The sequence below is a fragment of the Paenibacillus tritici genome (genome assembly GCF_018207515.1).
Classification (GTDB): domain Bacteria; phylum Bacillota; class Bacilli; order Paenibacillales; family Paenibacillaceae; genus Paenibacillus_AQ; species Paenibacillus_AQ tritici.
The window spans coordinates 2,431,310-2,447,800 of sequence record NZ_CP073365.1; the positions used below are offsets into that span (position 1 = coordinate 2,431,310).

The 16,491-nt window shown below is 52.3% G+C and carries 14 protein-coding genes and 1 tRNA gene; 6 read left to right on the forward strand and 9 right to left on the reverse strand.

The window, feature by feature from the left end; all coding sequences use genetic code 11:
- Positions 1–15 precede the first annotated feature (15 nt).
- The 8 genes from KDC22_RS10225 to KDC22_RS10260 all read right to left on the reverse strand — a co-directional run bounded on the left by KDC22_RS10225 (position 16) and on the right by KDC22_RS10260 (position 9,501).
- Complete coding sequence (locus KDC22_RS10225; RefSeq protein WP_246553436.1) at positions 16–1,023, reverse strand: ABC transporter ATP-binding protein; 1,008 nt, start codon at positions 1,021–1,023, stop codon at positions 16–18.
- The gene (locus KDC22_RS10230) at positions 1,023–1,805 is read right to left on the reverse strand and encodes an ABC transporter permease (RefSeq protein ID WP_211722937.1); all 783 of its coding nucleotides are present in this window, start codon (positions 1,803–1,805) and stop codon (positions 1,023–1,025) included. The genes KDC22_RS10225 and KDC22_RS10230 overlap by 1 nt, the downstream gene beginning before the upstream one ends.
- 32 nt (positions 1,806–1,837) lie before the next feature.
- A complete protein-coding gene (locus KDC22_RS10235) occupies positions 1,838–2,656 on the reverse strand; it encodes an ABC transporter permease (RefSeq protein ID WP_173140287.1) in 819 nt (272 codons plus the stop codon).
- Entirely contained in the window at positions 2,656–3,849 is a 1,194-nt protein-coding gene (locus KDC22_RS10240) for a serine hydrolase domain-containing protein (protein ID WP_211722938.1), read from the reverse strand. Before KDC22_RS10240 ends, KDC22_RS10235 begins: the two co-directional genes overlap by 1 nt.
- Before the next feature lie 206 nt (positions 3,850–4,055).
- Complete coding sequence (locus KDC22_RS10245; protein ID WP_246553438.1) at positions 4,056–6,425, reverse strand: ABC transporter permease; 2,370 nt, start codon at positions 6,423–6,425, stop codon at positions 4,056–4,058.
- Positions 6,426–6,457: 32 nt separating this feature from the next.
- Positions 6,458–7,222, reverse strand: a complete 765-nt coding sequence (locus KDC22_RS10250; RefSeq protein ID WP_173140281.1) for an ABC transporter ATP-binding protein — start codon at positions 7,220–7,222, stop codon at positions 6,458–6,460.
- 101 nt (positions 7,223–7,323) lie between these two features.
- A complete protein-coding gene (locus KDC22_RS10255) occupies positions 7,324–8,778 on the reverse strand; it encodes a HAMP domain-containing sensor histidine kinase (protein WP_211722940.1) in 1,455 nt (484 codons plus the stop codon).
- Positions 8,779–8,802: 24 nt separating this feature from the next.
- The gene (locus KDC22_RS10260; RefSeq protein ID WP_173140277.1) at positions 8,803–9,501 is read right to left on the reverse strand and encodes a response regulator transcription factor; all 699 of its coding nucleotides are present in this window, start codon (positions 9,499–9,501) and stop codon (positions 8,803–8,805) included.
- A 160-nt stretch (positions 9,502–9,661) separates the two neighbouring features.
- On the opposite strand from KDC22_RS10260, the gene KDC22_RS34005 reads away from it, so the two are divergent.
- The 3 genes from KDC22_RS34005 to KDC22_RS10275 all read left to right on the forward strand — a co-directional run bounded on the left by KDC22_RS34005 (position 9,662) and on the right by KDC22_RS10275 (position 11,538).
- Positions 9,662–9,946 (forward strand): serine hydrolase, encoded by a 285-nt coding sequence (locus KDC22_RS34005; protein ID WP_173140395.1) that lies wholly within the window; start codon positions 9,662–9,664, stop codon positions 9,944–9,946.
- Positions 9,947–9,999: 53 nt separating this feature from the next.
- A complete protein-coding gene (locus KDC22_RS10270) occupies positions 10,000–11,319 on the forward strand; it encodes an APC family permease (RefSeq protein ID WP_211722941.1) in 1,320 nt (439 codons plus the stop codon).
- 146 nt (positions 11,320–11,465) lie between these two features.
- Positions 11,466–11,538: transfer RNA gene (locus tag KDC22_RS10275), tRNA-Lys, on the forward strand.
- A 376-nt stretch (positions 11,539–11,914) separates the two neighbouring features.
- On the opposite strand, the gene KDC22_RS10280 is transcribed toward KDC22_RS10275, so the two are convergent.
- A complete protein-coding gene (locus KDC22_RS10280) occupies positions 11,915–12,280 on the reverse strand; it encodes a VOC family protein (protein WP_211722942.1) in 366 nt (121 codons plus the stop codon).
- Positions 12,281–12,366: 86 nt separating this feature from the next.
- Here KDC22_RS10280 and KDC22_RS10285 point away from each other — a divergent pair, with 86 nt between their 5' ends.
- The 3 genes from KDC22_RS10285 (at position 12,367) to KDC22_RS10295 (ending at position 16,472) form a co-directional block, all read left to right on the forward strand.
- A complete protein-coding gene (locus KDC22_RS10285) occupies positions 12,367–12,732 on the forward strand; it encodes a DUF4180 domain-containing protein (RefSeq protein WP_173138985.1) in 366 nt (121 codons plus the stop codon).
- Positions 12,733–12,863: 131 nt separating this feature from the next.
- Complete coding sequence (locus KDC22_RS10290; RefSeq protein WP_211722943.1) at positions 12,864–15,794, forward strand: insulinase family protein; 2,931 nt, start codon at positions 12,864–12,866, stop codon at positions 15,792–15,794.
- 12 nt (positions 15,795–15,806) lie between these two features.
- Positions 15,807–16,472 carry a class I SAM-dependent methyltransferase gene (locus KDC22_RS10295; RefSeq protein WP_211722944.1) on the forward strand — a complete coding sequence of 222 codons (666 nt, stop codon included), beginning with the start codon at positions 15,807–15,809 and terminating at the stop codon, positions 16,470–16,472.
- The last annotated feature ends 19 nt before the right edge of the window (positions 16,473–16,491 follow it).

The window sequence follows — 16,491 nt, forward strand, 5'->3', positions numbered from 1 at the left end:
CCTGAGCTGTCACGATCAGAGTGACGGTTCAGGCTGTTTCTTGGTCTCATAAATATTCATAACCACCTGCTGGATAGGCAGTTCCTTAACTGAAATGTCCGAGAAGCTATGCTTCCGGGAGATATTCTCGATGAATTCACTGATGGAGATCTGAGCCGTGTCCACCTCCAGCGTAATCTGGAAGTCGGAGGGGCGCTCAACCACGCTGGTGCAGGCGTTGTCGAAGACGGTGCCCTGCACAGACTCTGCGAAAGTAAAGCTTACCCGCTTCTTCTCCCCCAGGAACAGCTTCAGCCGCTGCAGCGAATCATCAAAGACCTTCTCGCCATGGTTAATGACAATCACCCGGTGGGCTAACTCCTCTACATCCTCCAGATCATGAGTAGTGAGGATACAGGTCATGTTCTGCTGCTTGTTCATCTGGCGGATGAACTCGCGGATTTTGACCTTGGCGATCACATCCAGCCCGATGGTCGGCTCATCCAGGAACAGGATCTCCGGCTGGTGCAGCATAGCCATGACGAATTCACATTTCATGCGTTCACCAAGGGACAGTACCCGGGTAGGCTTCTCCATCACTCCGGCGATATCCAGCAGCACCGTCAGCTCTTCCAGACGGTTGTTGAAGTCCGGAGTGGAGATCCCGTAGATAGCCTTGTTCATCTTGAAGCTGTCGATGGGGGGAATATCCCAGATGAGCTGGGATTTCTGGCCGAAGACGGCTCCGATGGTGCGGACATAATGTTTTCGGTCCCGGGCAGGCGAATAACCGAGCACCTCAATCTCTCCGCTTGTCGGGTAGAGTGCGCCGCAGAGCATTTTGATCGCGGTAGATTTGCCCGCCCCGTTGGGACCCAGCATGCCGCAAATTTCCCCCTGCTCAATGGCAAAGCTGATATCGTTCACGGCCTGGACCGAGATTTCTTCCCGCCGGAAGAAGCTCCTGAAGGTCTGTCCCATGCCTGCGCCCCGCTTATAGGTTGTATAAGTCTTCGTTAAGTGCTTCACATCAATGACTGACATCAGCCGCCAACTCCCTCGTATAATCTGATCATGTGCCGGTATACCCAAATGCCTGCCCCCATGAATACCAAGCAAGGCAGAACCGCCGCGAAATCGCTGGCCTGTACCCGGCCAAGCAGCGCAGAGGCCGGGAGGAAACCGACCATCCCCACAGGAATGATCATCGTAGCCACGGCCTGCACCGCCTTAGGGAAGATCGGCAGCGGATACTTGCCGACATGCAGGACGCTGTCCGCAAGCTCGGAAATCCGCGAATTGCCCACCCATTTGAAGGACATCGCCGCCATCATCAGCGCTAATCCGGCCAGCACAGCCGTCCCGGCCAAGAACATGCCTGTGAATTGCAGCCAGGATAAGGCCGAAATAGCGCCTACCTGCATAACCGAGAAGATGAATAATGCCGCCCCGCCCAGGAACAGTCCGGCACTTTCGGTAGAGAAGGTGGTAGCTACAATGTAGAACAGCGGATTCAGCGGCTTGAGCAGAATAACCTCGAAGCTGCCCTCACGCACATGAGACATGGTTGTCCACAGCACGCCTCCGAAGACAAGACTGGAGAGGCCGCTGGACATCGTGAAGATAGACTGGATCAACAGCACCTCGAATAAGCTCCAGCCGGGAAAGCTTGTGCCTGCCCGGTAGATCAGCACCGTCACCAGCGGAAACAGAATGTTGCCGATGAGCGTGATCAGACTGCTGACGATGAAGTTCATCCGGTAGGCCGCTGCCGACTGTATAGCGGAGTACATGCATTGTTTATATACATCGACATATCTTTTCATATTATCAAGAAAGTTCCTTTCCCTCTGGGTATTCATGCGCCGACAGCGGTAAACTGCTTCATCGCCCGGCGGCGAACAAGCTCACAGAGCCCGAACATCACCAGCACGGCCACCCCTTGCATAGCTACAGCTTCAGGAATAGATAACTCCAGGCCCCCAAGCGAATAATGGCCGGTGAACACCATGGCAGGCATATAAGCAATGTACTGAAAAGGCAGGAACAGCTGGGTGACCTGAAGCCAGTGCGGGAAGAAATCAAGCGGAATGAGCGCGCCCGAGAAAATCCCCGACACCAGCATAAAGGCGCTGCGTATTCCGCCTGACTGCACCAGCCAGAAGGAAGTCAGGCCGATTGTGTAGTTTACATAGAAATTCATCAGAAAGGCAAGCATCACTGACACCAGGGTCCAGGGGAAGCTTGCCGGCCGCATATCTATGCCGAATATAAGAATAAAGATCAATAGACAAGGCAGAAATTCAAACAGGAAGCCGAGTGCCCGGTGCCCGAGCTTCTGGTACAAGGCGAAGGAACGATGATGCACCGGGCGCAGATGGAAGGTGAGGAATTTGCCGGTGCGTACCAGCATTGACAGGTTCCAGTCGGCAAAATCCATAATCAGATAACCGATCAGCGCGGTGGCCCCGAAGTAGCGGATCATCTGGTGGAGATCCATACCGCCCAGTGTAGCTTGCCCGCCATAGACCGCTGTCCAGATGAAATACTGCACCATGAAATATACAGGGCCGACGATGACGGACACCAGGGAATGGGTGCGGTAGGCACTCCATTCCTTGTAGGTTACCTCCGCTACCGAGCGGCAGATGAGCCAGTTATGCTTGAAGCGGTTCATTAGATCAGTCCTGACCAGATGATATTGGTTACATTGAACAGACCTTCCGCATACCAATTATCATCCGTGAACGGCACGAACCATACCGCAGTAAGCTGCTCGGCAGGGTCGATAACCATGCAGCAGGCCCCGGCCCCTTCATGAAAATAACTGCCCTCGGAATAAAAGAACGCGGGACCCTGGCGCATATCCAGTCCAATGCCATAGCTCCGGTCTTTGACATCATTGCCCCAGCAGTAATCGGGTACGCCGTAGAGGGTGCGGGTCGTGAGCTTCTCAACGGCTTTGCGGCCGACAATCCGGGTATCGCCCAGAGTTCCCATACCCAGCAGCATGTTGGCGAACCGGATGAGATCGGCCGGGGTAGAGATCAGCCCGCCACCTGTGCTGGATACGGTCTCCCACAGCTTCTCTGCCGGAGGGACTTCAGGCTGTATGCCATGGACCAGGTCATGAAGCTGCTTTTCTTTACTTTCGTTTCTTATAATGAAGCGTGCAGCCAGCTCGGGCGTAGGCTCCCACATCGTGTCCTTCATGCCGAGCGGCTGCAGAATCTGCTCTTCTATGTACTGTTCGGCGGGTATGCCAGTGACCTTCTTAATGATCTCACCGAGGATACAGAAGCCGAAGGAGCAGTATTGCCATTCCTCGCCAACCTTTTTATTAACCCCGCAGCTCAGCGCGGCTGTGATCCAGTCCGGCTCGCCATCCTCAGGCTTATACTTGTCGAAGTACTCACCGATCAGCTGCCAATAAGACTTGTGATAAGGGATCATGCTACCCGCGCAGTCGGGGAACAGGCCGGAGGTATGGGTCAGCAGGCTGTAGATATCAATTTTGCTAAAAGGCTCCACGTTAAACGGTTCCAGAAAGGTTCCAACGGGAAGGTCCAGCCGGAGAATGCCATCCTCCACAAGCTTGGCTATCGCCACTGAGGTAATGGCTTTAGTAATGGAGGCGATTCTATGAACCGTTGTCGGCAAAAGCGGCTCCGTCCGTTCCTCGCGGAACGAGAGCGGGCCGATGGCACCGTGCATGAACGTCTTGCCGTATCTTGATACGCAGTAAGAGGCGGCCTGGATCTTCTTGTCGTCGATCAGATTCTGGAAATGGTTGTGCAAAACATGGATTCGTGAAACGTCATAACCTACCTCTGCCGGTGAGCAGTCGGTAGTTCCTGGAGTGTGATGCATAGTATGCCTCCTTAAAATTAGTAGTGCCGTGCATGGCCCGGGCAAAAAACAAGCGCCTTCCCTGCGGCAAGCACGTGCTTTTCCGCAGGTCAATGGCAGCCGGCACGATTAAGTATATTTCCAGGGATTGGATGCTGCAATAGAGAGTTTGTTTATAACCAAAGTTTGCCTGCCCGGCAGGCTGTTCCGGGCAAGTGTCTTCTCCGTCACTCCGTCACAAGAATCCGGGCTGAATGGCTGCGGATGATTCTGGAGGCAAACCAGCAGCCGCAGCCGGCTACAATAATGCTAAGCAAGGCGAGCAGGGAAATACCTGTCCATTGCATGAGCAGCGGCAGCTTAACGATCCCGTAAGAGGATAGCAGGCCTCTCAGTATGCCTGGCAGAAGATAGACTCCGCAGAATATCCCCAGAATGGCTCCCGCTGCTGCAAGCGCTGCAATTCCCAAGGTTAAAGCGCTGCGGATTGTATTTGAAGTCAGTCCTATTGATTTATAGATCCCGTAAGTTTTGATCTCCTTGCGGATGTGGATACGGCTGGTGCTGTAGATAATGAGGCAGGTAATGAGCAGGAACAGCAGGCCTAACAGGCTCATTGGAATGATAAGTACTGCTGTAGCTTCCTTGAACACGGAATCCAGCATGGTCTGCTGCTTGACCGCCTGAATATCTGAACCGTATGCATCATTAAGCTGTTGCACAATATCATCGGAATCGGCACTGTCTTTTAAGTTCAAATAACCTGTCTCCGCAGAGAGATTGCGAACCACCTCTGAGGTTACTCTGGCCTGATTGGACATGTTGGCAATGGACTGATAGATGCCGGTCACTGTGAAGGAATGCTTCTCCTTCTCAATATAGAGTTCAACAACGTCACCGATTTCTTTGTTAAGCTTCCGCGAGATGTTAATGCCGATGGAGATTTCATTACGGTTGTGCGGATTGCGGCCGCTGATGGAAGCGAGGCCTATTTCATCCATACTTCCTTCGACAACCGTCAGTGGAATGTTGACCGATTGCGGACGGCTGCCTGCCGGGTCTGAGGCTTGTGTCCGGCTGGCCGGTGCAACACCAATCGCATATCCTGCCCAATTCAGATTGAGCACTCTGCTGTCAGATGCGATATCAGCTGTAAGACTGCTGTGGTCGAATTCCGCTGCATTCGTGACCATGACAACCACATCCGAGGAATCATACCCCCATAGCGGTGAGGTCTCCTGCATCTGATAAATACTGTTCAGCAGAACCAGCCCAAAGACCAGCACTGCCGATGTTACGGTGGTCAGTACGAGCATAAGGAGGGAGCCTTTCAGATTCTTGGTCACATTTCGCAGTCCGATGACTACAGGCACCGGCCAGTGTTCGAATTCCTTCCCGCGTCTGCGTTCTTCCCCCCACCGTCTGTTGATGCGGCTATGGGCTGCCTCAGACATGCCGTAACGGATGGCCTGCATGGGCTGGATGGAACGGGCTTTGCCTGCATATACCCACACAACCAGAAGAATCAGCAGCAGAATCCCGGCCCCTACCATCAATTCTGTATCTGAACTGTAGATATGGACAGAGGAATGATCTGTTTTTAAGAAGGACAGGGACAGCTCAATAATGACTCCGGATAACAAACGGCTGAGCAATAGCCCGGGTATAATAGTAATTAGCGAAAGGAAGCCGTACTGGAGGATATACGTGAAGATAATCTTCCTTGACGACAGGCCGAGAGACTTGAATATCCCGATCGTTTTGTAGTTGGACAGGATAGCATCTGAAATGGTGAAGCCGATTGTATACAGGGCGACCAGCATCATTACAAGTCCCAGAAAGGTCATGACGAAGCCGATGATTTTATTCATGATGAAATAGAAGGCGGAAATCTCCTCATAGGTGGTTCTCTCTTCCATAAAAGGAGTACCCAAAAACTCCTCAAACTGTTCCCAGTAAGCGGCACTCTGGCTGTAGTCATCGAAACGGATACCCATGAGATAGGAGTTATTCACTGAAACAGTGCTCAGATCCTGCTGATAATCCGCAGGGTTCATCCAGATGCGTGCAGTTGTTGAGAAGGGACCTCCCAGCGGCAGGTCGATGACGACAGCTGAAACGCTTAGCTGCAGAGGTTCATCCCCTGCTTTGAACTGAAGCGTATCCCCGGCAGCAACATTATATTTGTAGGCGAGCGAGGTGGGAATCCAGACCGTTCCCGGCTCCGGATGTGCGGCTTCCTGGCCTTGGGCGAACACGAGCTCATCCGTGCCAAAAGGCTGATCCGGCGTGCTCATCATGTATAAGGACAGATTAGGGATATCTTCTCCATTATGAATAATCCCGGCCATAGACTTGTAGGTCATCACAGAGGATACCGTTATTCCCTGCTGGCCTGCCCACCATTCCTGCACCCTTTGCGGATCATGCAAGCCTTTGGTCAGCTTTAACAGCTCATGGGAGCCCCTGGTTTCCCGGTGCAAGTCCTCATACAGATTCTCTGAGCTCGTGATCACGGTAATCGCCGTATTGATCAGCAGCGTGGACAGCAGGAGAAGCAGCCCGATCAGAGCATTCTGAACCTTGCGTCTTCTCAAATTCCCAAGGCAAATAGACCCTATTGCAGACATCAGACATTACCCCTCTCGGAGATATAAGAGAAGATGAGCGATTCTCTGTCCTGCAGCTGATCCGGCGTAAAGGAGCTGAATTCCAGCATGCCGCCTACTTTACCGTCACGGATAAAGATCAGGCGGTTACCCCGGCAGGCGGCTTTGATATCATGGGTGACCATCACAATGGACTGGCCCCCGGCATTCATCTCTGTCAGGATATCAAGTACAGCCACTCCCTGATCATAGTTCAGGCTGCCTGTCGGCTCATCGGCAAAAATAATCTCCGGCGTGTTGATGATTGCCCGCGCAATCGCAGCCCGTTGCTGCTGTCCCCCGGATACCTCCGCAGGCAGACGGAAGCGCTGGCCTTCAATGCTCATTGCCTGCATGATCGACAGAACCTTCTGCTTCACCTCCCGCTTGGGCGTTCCGGCCACATAACCGGGCAAGGCAATATTCTCAAATAGCGTCAGGTCTGGTACGAGATTGCTGCTCTGATAGATGTAGCCGATCTTACCGGCCCTGAAGCTGGCCAATTCCTTGTCAGAGAATGTGTCCATGCGCTGCTGATGGAAATAAACCTCCCCTGCCGTCACGGAATCAAGGCCGCTGAGCAGGTACAGCAGGGTCGATTTGCCTGATCCGGAATCTCCCATAATGACCGTGAAGTCGCCTTGATAGATATTAAGGTCAATATTGCGGATGGCATGAAATTGCTCACTGCCTGTGGAATAGGTTTTACAGAGATTTTTAGTCTGAATAATGGTAGCTTTCGTCATGTATTGGACCCTCCAGTAGTGCTTTTTTTTTCAATTATAGTAGAGGGATCTTGCAATAAGCTTATCAGGATATTAATAAAGTACTACAGGCGGATTCCGATTTAGCATAAAGGCAAAGTGAGATAGAACTCCGTTCCCTGATGCTTGAGGCTCTTGAAGGAAATGCTCCCCTGATGGGCTTCGATAATGTGCTTGCAGATAGACAGCCCGAGGCCGGTCCCTTCTGTGAACCCTTTGGCATATTGTGAGGGGGCGCGTCCCTGGAAATACCGCTCGAAGATAAACGGCATATCCTGCTCCAGAATTCCTTCTCCCGTGTCGGATATAGTCAACTGGAGCTGATTGTGCTGCCTGGAAATCTCTATGCGGATGGAGTCATTAGCTGAAGTGTGCTTTAGGGCATTCGCGATCAGATTGGACAGAAGCTGCTCCATCCGGACGGGATCTATGCGGATCAGTACATTGGGAATCTCTGAAGGTTCAATAAATTCTACGCCGCTTGTCCGGATATAGGGCCCCATGGGCTTAAGAATATTCTCGAAAATCTCTCTGCTGTAGCACTCCACCGGGTTCACGGAGATTTGGCCCAAATCCCTTAAAGCATGAACCAGCAGGTCCTCGACCAATCCTGCCATTTTGTTGGTTTGCGTCTGAATAATATTCATATATTCCATTACGGACGGCAGATCAGGGCACACTCCATCCTGAATAGCGTCGATATAGGCTTTGACCGCTGTGAGCGGTGTCTTCAGATCATGTGAAATATTAGTAATTAATTCCTTCTGTGCTTTATCCTGAGCTTCTCTCTGCAGGCTGAGCTCCATGATTTCGCCTCTCATCTGATCGAATACCGCGTAGAGCTCTCCGATCTCATCCTGCCGGGTATGCTCTGCCTTCTGTTCATAGTTTCCTTTAAGGATAGCTTCGGAATGATCCTTGAGCTGGTTGATTGGCTGCAGCAGATGGCGGTTCACTTTGTTTCTGAGCTGAAGCAGGAGAAGCAGGAGGAAGAGGAGGGAGGCAGCCGTCAATACCGTTGCCGTAACCGGAAAAGAAGAAGCCTGGCGGTAAGCAACATCAGATGCAGACAGGGTAAAGATTGCATTTCCGGCCTGCCTGCCAGAGTCAGGGTCGATGACCGGAAAAGCGAGTCTGAAGGCGTTCCCGTCTGTCCTGGCGCTGTATACATCGTAGTGAAGCTCATGCTTAAGATTCAGCTTGTCCTTGCCGGACGGAAGAGGGTTAGCAGAATGGAACAGAACCGTGCCGTCGAGACCTGCATACAGCAGACTCAGATTCTGCTGCTGACTCCAGGTCCGCAGTTCTTCCCGGATACCGGACGGATCTATAGCCTGCTCCAGCTCTTCATGATGCTCTTCCAGCAGGTACATGAGTTCACTTACCTGGACACGTGCCTGGTTCACCACATAAGAGGGCTGGGCATCCTGCTCCTGGTGCGCCAGCGTATAGATGATCCATGCTCCGCTGGCGATGAATATAATGATACATATGACTGCTGAGGCGAACCAGGCCTTGAACCAGCGGCTCCAATACATAGTTCTGCTGCTCCATTCTATAATTTAATCAAGCGTGAATTTATAACCGACTCCCCATACAGTCCGGATGTAGACCGGGTTCGATGGGTCCGCTTCGAGCTTCTCACGCAGCCGGCGGATGTACACGGTGATGGTATTCTCGTCGCCTTGGGAGGTATATCCCCAGATCTGATCGAGCAGCTGGCTCTTGGAGAATACCTGGTTTTTATGCCCGGCCAAATAATACAGCAGTTCGAATTCCTTGGCGGACAGGGAGATTTCCTGACCGTTCAGTGTGGTTTTATAGGCTTTTTTATCAATGGTGATAGCACCCAGGGAGAGCAGGTCCTCCTGAGCGGGAAGGCTGGTTAAACCGTCACTTCTGCGGAGATGAGCCTGAATTCTGGCGACTAATTCGCTGATGGAGAAGGGCTTGGTCATATAATCATCCGCACCGAAGCCGAGCCCGAGTACTTTATCTGTATCACTGCCGCGGGCGCTCAGAATAAGGATCGGATGATGGGTTCTCTCGCGGAGTTGCCTGCACAGTTCAATGCCGCTTATATCCGGCAGCATAATATCCAGAATAATGAAGTCAGGCGACAGGGAATCCACCAGCCGGAGTCCATCCATTCCATTGTCTGCAATATGTACATCATAGCCTTGAAGGCTAATATAATCCTTGAGAATCCGGGATATATCCTGTTCATCCTCAATGATAAGTATCCGTTTAGGCTGATTCATCATATATTCTCCTGTTGGTTTAATTTTCTTTATTATTCTACCATAACAAAGATATAACGTCCGGGCCTATAAGGAAGGGGAGTTCCTGAGAGAGACTTAATGGCCCTCATGATGCGAAGGAAGTCGAGGCGTTTCTGGATGGTTTTTTGCGGGAGAGGATATTAAGGCGAAAGCCGGTGCTGCCGAAGTCTCGGCCGTTCAGGACGGGGAGGTCCTCATCTCTAAGGGGGATGGTGTAACCGGCAGAACACCGGGATCGGGGGTAGACGCGAACAGAGATACCTTCAGGATCGGCTCGGTATCCAAAGTATTCACGGCGGCAGCCATTATGCAGCTGGTCGATCAAGGGAAGCTCTCCCTCCGCAATAGAGTCTATGGGAAGAGGGGCGATTTATTCGCTCCTTTTTGGCGTGCATATAAATCTCATTGCCTGTTAACTTTGTAATGGTATATCCTACAATATGTTGAAGAATGTATCGGAGCAAATAGGAGAGGACAATGAATGACATCATGAAGACGAAGCCGTTAACCAAAAGTGTAACCTTCCTGCAAGCCCTGGCCCTGGTGGTCGGGATGATTATCGGATCGGGGATTTTCCTGAAGCCCGGGATTGTATTGAATAACGCCGGAAGCCCATGGATGAGTATCCTGGCCTGGGGAGCTGGGGGGATCATCACACTGGCTTCGGCGCTGAGTGTGGCGGAGATCGCTGCGGCTATTCCGAAGTCGGGAGGGCTATATACCTATTTAAGCGAATTGTACGGCGGGGTGTTCGGCTATCTGCTGGGCTGGGTGCAGGCAGTGATCTCTTACCCGGCTTCTGTAGCGGCCTTGGCGATTGCGTTTGCTACCTACTCCGGTTATTTTGTGCCGCTGAATTCCTGGCAGCAGAAGCTGCTCGCTGTGGGTATTCTGGCCTTTATTCTGCTGATGAATGTCATAGCGACGAAGTTCGGCGGTATCATTCAGACGGTGGCAACGGTGGGTAAGCTGATTCCGGTAGCGGGAATTGTGGGCGTAGGTCTGTTCTCGGATCTGGCTCCCGGCTTCGGCGGCATCGGTGCATCGGCTGCGGGAGCAGGCTTCGGGGCTGCGGTGCTCGGCACACTCTGGGCCTATGACGGCTGGATCAGCGTTACCAATATGGCGGGGGAGATCAAAGATCCGGCCAAAACGCTGCCAAAGGTGATTTCGATCGGGGTTATTTTTGTGATTGCCGTGTATGTATTGTTCAATATTGCGGTATTCAAGGCGCTGCCCTACGACCAGATCGTATCGTCCCGGACACCGGGTGCAGATGCGGCGGAGGCGCTGTTCGGCAGCGGCGGCGGAGCGTTCATCACGGCTGGTATTATTGTCTCCGTGCTGGGTGCGCTGAACGGGTATCTGATGACCGCCGCGCGGGTGCCGCAGGCGATGGGCGAGAGGAACCAAATTCCCTTTTCGCGGGTACTCAGCAGTATTCATCCGAAGTTTCAGACACCGGCCAATGCGCTTATGTTTCAGAGTGTGCTGGCGGTGATCTATATCTTCTCGGGAACCTTCAATACGCTGACCGACCTGCTGGTATTCGTGCTGTGGATCTTCTTCACCATGGGTGTGTTCGGCGTATTCATCCTGCGTTCCAAGATGCCGCCCGCCAAAGGCCGCTACCGCGTGCCGCTCTATCCGCTCACTCCGGTCCTTGGCGTAGCAGGAGGCCTCTATATTCTGGCCAGCACGATCATCAGTGATCCGCTGCGCTCGCTTATAGGCATTGGAATCACACTGGCCGGACTCCCGGTGTACGTTGTGATGGTCAGGAGGAATAAGGAGTAGACGGCGTTTGACGGCCAAGTGTGAAAAATAATAATAAACAGTTGACAGCGCCTGATCTAAAAAGTATACTATGAAAGTAACTTTTGAGCGGGCGCAGTCAGCTTAGAGATTATCGTCTAGTAGATGTACAGACATAGACAATATACGGACTCTTAGCTCAGTTGGTAGAGCAGTAGACTCTTAATCTATTTGTCCAGGGTTCGAGCCCCTGAGAGTCCATTCCCTTAAGAAACGGCAGAGATGCCGTTTTTTTGCTGTTTGCGTGATTATACTACATAAGGATAAGTCCCTCTGTTCCTGCCGTATGCGATTGAAGGAGAGTAATGAGGAGCATAAGTGCACCTGAATTCAGCGGACGCAGGCCAAAATGAGCCAATGAGGAGCATAAGTGCACCTGAATTCAGCGGACGCAGGCTAAATGAGCGAATGAGGAGCATAAGTGCACCTTAATTTAGCGGACGCAGGCCAACTGAGCGAATGGGGAGCATAAGTGCACCTTAATTCAGCGGACGCAGGCTAAATGAGCCAATGAGGAGCATAAGTGCACCTTAATTTAGCGGACGCGGGCCAGATGAGCAAATGAGGAGCATTATTGCTACAGATGCTCCGCAAGCTGCACCTCGAACCCATCCGGGTCCAGGATATACAAGAAACGCAGGCTGGGATTCGGCGAGACGGGGCCGCGGGCTACCGGGATTCCTTCGTTACTCAGCTCAGCCATAGCCTCATCCAGCGATCCGACCTCGAACCCTACGGAGACCCCGCATTCCGGCTTCAGCGCCGGGTCACTGCCCTGTATCAGCTCCAGCTTCGGCTGCCCCTCTGTGCCCAGCATGACAATCTGCCTTCCTCTGCTCTCGAATCTGCGTTCCACCGGAAGTCCCAGAATTCTGTGATAGAACTCAAGGGAAGCCTCCAGGTCGCGCACTCGTAGTGTGATCCAATTCATACGGAGCTTCATGATTCTCATCCTTTGCTGTAAAATTCAATTAACGCCGATGTAGGCTATCTGCACATTTTACCACATTAGATCAGGAGGGTATAACAATGAAGATTACAACTATAGAAGCCGGGGGAAAAGCTATTGCTGTTGTGAGCGGCAGCGAGGCTATAGTGGGTGATGTCCAGAGTGCGCTGGATCTCATGGCAACGGTTCGATATGAAACGGATTGTGACCGGATGGTGTTTCATAAGGCCCTGCTGAGCGAAGAGTTCTTCGACCTCAAAACACGGCTGGCCGGCGAGATTCTGCAGAAGTTCATCAACTATCAGGTGAAAGCGGCGGTGGTAGGTGATTTCAGCAGCTATACCAGCCGCAGCCTGCGTGATTTCATCTATGAATGCAATAACGGGAAGGATATATTTTTCGTAGCGGATGAGCAGCAGGCAGTGGAGAGATTAAGCCGGGTCTAGGATTCCGCAGCAGCAGAAGCAGAGTCAGTCAGCCGGCAGACGGGCCGCTAAGCAGGCTGTAGTGGAACCCGAAACCCCGGATATGATAAGCTCATGAAATCAGGGCAGCCCTGAACCAAGGAGGGAAAGTTATGAGCAGCTTAATTACAGGTGAAATCTATTCCGGGTTTCAAGTCATACGTGAAGAATATATCCGCGAAATTGAATCCTCCGTATATACGATGGAGCATCAGCAGAGCGGTGCACGGCTGTTATATGTGCAGAACCAGGATGACAACAAGGTGTTCAGTGTCAGCTTTCGGACTCCGCCTGCGGACAGCACGGGAGTGTTTCACATCCTGGAGCATTCGGTCCTGTGCGGCTCGGACAAATTCCCTGTGAAGGAACCGTTTGTAGAGCTGCTGAAAGGCTCGATGAAAACATTCCTGAACGCTTTTACCTTTGGGGACAAAACGATGTATCCGGTCGCCAGCCAGAATGATCAGGATTTTGCCAACCTGATGGAGGTTTATCTGGACAGCGTCTTCCGGCCGAGCATTTACAGCCAGCCGGAGATTTTTGAGCAGGAGGGCTGGCATTACGAACTGCCGCATTCCGGGGATGAGCTGATCTACAAGGGCGTTGTCTACAATGAGATGAAGGGCTCCTATTCCTCGCCGGTTACAGTATTGATCGACCGGATCAAAAAGTCGCTCTACCCCGACACGATATACCATCATTCCTCCGGGGGAGATCCGAAGGATATTCCTGCCTTGACCTATGAGCAGTTTCTGGAGGCGCACCGGAATTACTACCATCCGTCGAACAGTTATTTCTATCTCTATGGCAGCTTGGATATTGAAGCGAGACTGCAATTTATCCATGAGGAATATCTCAGCCGCTATACCCGCAAGGAGATGGATACGTCCATTGCCCTGCAGCAGCCGACCGGCATTACCGAGCTTACGGCGGAGTATCCCATTCTGGAGACCGAGACTCCTGCGGACAAGACGTATGTGAGCCTCAATTACGTAATGGGGACCTCTCTGGACCGGGAGCTGAATCTGGCTTTTGCTATTCTGAAAAGTATGCTGATGGACAGCAACGCGGCACCGCTGAAACAAGCTTTGCTAGAGAGCGGTCTGGGCAAGGATGTCGTTGCCTTTTATTCGGATAGTATGGTTCAGCCTATGCTCGGCATTGCATTGACGCATTCCAATTCCTCTGCCAAAGAGGAATTCGTGAACCTGGTGAGAGCAACGTTAACCCGCCTTGCAGCCGAAGGTCTGGATGAGAAGCTGGTGCTGGCTGCGGTGAACAGCAAGGAATTTGAACTGCGGGAGGCCGACTTCAGCCAGTATCCCAAGGGTCTGACCTACGGTATGGAAGCCATGAAGGCCTGGCTGTATGATGGCTCTCCGTCCACGTATCTGGAGTATGAGGATGCAATTACGGCAATCCGCGAGCAAAGCTCGGGGCGCTATTTCGAGCGGCTGATTGAGACCTACCTGCTGAACAGCGGTCACTGTAGTGTCGTTGTGCTGAAGCCCTCTCAGATCCTTGCGGCAGAGCAGGCAGCGGCGGCCCGAAGCCGTCTGGCTGAATATAAAGCATCCCTGACTCCGGCACAGCTTGATCAGCTCGTGCTGAGCACACAGAAGCTGCTGGCCCGCCAGAATACTCCGGACGCCGCCGTGGAGCTGGAGAAGCTTCCGAAGCTGACCCTCCAGGACATTAATCCCAATGCCCCGGCCGGGGTGCCCACGCAGGAGCATGTGCTGGAAGGAATCAAGGTGCTGCACCATGAAGTGGCTGCGGGAACCATTGCCTACATCAAGCTGTATTGGGATACCAGTGTGCTGACGGCAGAACAGATTCCTTATCTGGAGCTTCTGGCCAGAGTGCTTGGACAACTGGAGACGGAAACCTACAGTATTGAGGAGCTGACCAGTGAGATCGGGATTTCGACCGGGGGCATCCGTTTTCAGAATGAGGTGTTTGGCGCCGGTAAGACCGGGGAAGGAAGCTATCAGGCCAAGTTCAGCGCACGCATCAAAGTCATGCAGGGCAACATTGGCGGTTCACTGAAGCTGCTGCACGAGCTGCTCTATGGCAGCAATCTGGATCATCTGTCCAAGCTCCAGGAGATTGTGCGCCGGGAAGCTTCCGGCATGGAGGCGATGCTGACCCAGAAGGGCAACGAAATCGCAGCCAGCCGTGTGCTGTCGTATTTCTCGGACAGAGGGATGTATGAGGAGCAGCTGAACGGCGTGGCGTATTACCGCTTCATCAAAGAGCTTGCCCGTGACATTGACCGGCAGGCCGATCAACTGGCGGAGACGCTGAAGGAAATCTGCGGGGTTCTGTTCAATAAGCAGAATGTCATATTGTCCGTAACCGGAACCCCGGCTGCTTATGCGGAATTCACCGCACATATGGCGGAGCTGGACCTGCGGAACCGTCCGGTTGCGTCCATGCCGTTATTGTCTGCACAGAACCAGGCGGTCAATGAAGGCTTCATGTCGGCCAGCCAGGTGCAGTATGTCATCAAAGGGTATGACTATACGAAGCTGGGTTACGCCTATTCCGGCAAGCTGCAGGTCCTCAAAAAAATCCTCAGCCTGACCTACCTATGGAATGCAGTGCGGGTTAAGGGCGGGGCGTATGGCGGAAATCTGCTCCTTCGCCGGGACGGAGTACTCATCTTCACTTCCTACCGTGATCCGAACCTGGAAGGGACGCTGGAGATTTATGACCGGGCTTATCAGTTTGCCGCTGAATTCGCAGCGGATGAAGCGGAGATGGAGAGGGCAATCATTGGCACCCTGGCGATGCTTGACCAGCCGCTGAGTCCCGGCGCGCAAGGCCGTCAGGCGGACCGGCATTATTTCGAACAGATTAGCGCTGAAGATCTTCAGCAGGAACGTAATGAGATTCTATCGGCCACAGCCGAAGATATAAGAAGTTATGCGCGTCTGCTTCAGGCGGTAACGCAGCAGAATTACTTCTGTGTCGTTGGCAATGAAGCCAAGCTGAAATCGGCCTCCGGCCTATTCGGCAGCCTGGAGGAACTGGTGAAGTAAGGAGGGGCAGGTATGCAGACAACTATTCATCAGTTTAACAGGGTTGCGGAAGAATACGATTTTGTGAACACGTTACTCAATGACTATTCTTTTTTCATGAACAACCTTCCCGTGCAAACCGGGCGAGCCCTCGATGTCGGCTGCGGTTCCGGAATATTAGTGAATGAACTGTCCGCTCATTTCGGCGAGGTAATCGGTATTGATATTTCAGACGAGATGCTGGAGATCGCCACAGTGAAGCGTCAGCCTTCCAATACTACCTATTTGAATATGGATGCCGAAAATCTCGTATTGGATGGAAAGTTCGACTTCATCGTGAGCAGAACCACCTTCCACCATCTGAACGATATACCAAAGGTGATCCGCCAGCTGCAGACCCTGCTGAATGACGGCGGAAAGCTTGTAATTCTGGATAATGTATCGGAAAGAGAAACTCCGCCGGCATACGTGTACGTTGCGGGGGCGGTAATTGAGTTCATTCCCCATATCCGCAAATTCGGATTCAGGAACGCCGTCCGCATATTTAACCACCAAACCTCGAGATCTTGGCTCGAACATGTAACATCCGATAAGTATAAATCAGAACAACAATATCACGAGTTATACGGAAGGCTATTACCTGATTGCCGTTTGCAAAAAATGGGCTGGGCTATGGGCATCGTATGGGAAAAACAGTAGAATTACTGACTTCTAGGAG